The sequence below is a fragment of the Acidovorax sp. HMWF018 genome (assembly GCF_003061035.1).
In the GTDB taxonomy this organism is placed as follows: Bacteria; Pseudomonadota; Gammaproteobacteria; order Burkholderiales; family Burkholderiaceae_C; genus Acidovorax; species Acidovorax delafieldii.
On the sequence record NZ_QAIM01000531.1, the window covers coordinates 1 to 541 of the forward strand.

Annotated in this window: 1 protein-coding gene; it reads right to left on the minus strand. The window is 71.3% G+C overall.

The genetic code is table 11. The features are described from left to right. Positions 1 to 224: 224 nt before the first annotated feature. Positions 225 to 541: response regulator transcription factor (locus DBR23_RS31560; RefSeq protein ID WP_233250681.1), on the minus strand; the 317-nt coding region annotated here is incomplete at its 5' end.

Here is a 541-nt window from a genome sequence, read left to right on the forward strand (position 1 = left end):
TCGGGGCGCCACGGCGAAGGGGTGGGGGTTCGGGAACATGCAAGGGTCTCCTGTTATGACGGTTCTTCAGGAGCCCAGGCCGGGCGGCGGTCTGGCCCGCACCGGTGTCTGGACTCCGGTGCGGACGATAGGAAAAGGCGGCGCGGTTGCAGCCTCTGCAAATGCAGAGGGAGCGGGAAACTACCGAGCCCTGCAAACCTGCGCGGGCCCCCCGCAGCCGCTCGCTACTGGTGGCGCAGTGCGGCCACCAGCTCCAGCTTGTTGCTCACGCCCAGCGCGGCATAGGCCGTGCGCAGGTAGGTGCGCACCGTGGCGGGCGTGAGGCCCAGCGTGGCCGCAATGTCTTTGTGCGAGCGGCCCTGGGCGTACAGCATGGCGGCACTCAACTCGCGCGGTGCCAAGGCTTGCTTGTGCTGGCGCGACGCCAGGCTCACGGCCACCAGTGGCCCGCAGGGCTCCAAGCGCAGGCGGCAGGCCTTGCCCACCGACAGGGTGCAGGGCGCGCCCGCCAGCGCCTGCGCCACCACCGGGGGCAGGCGGG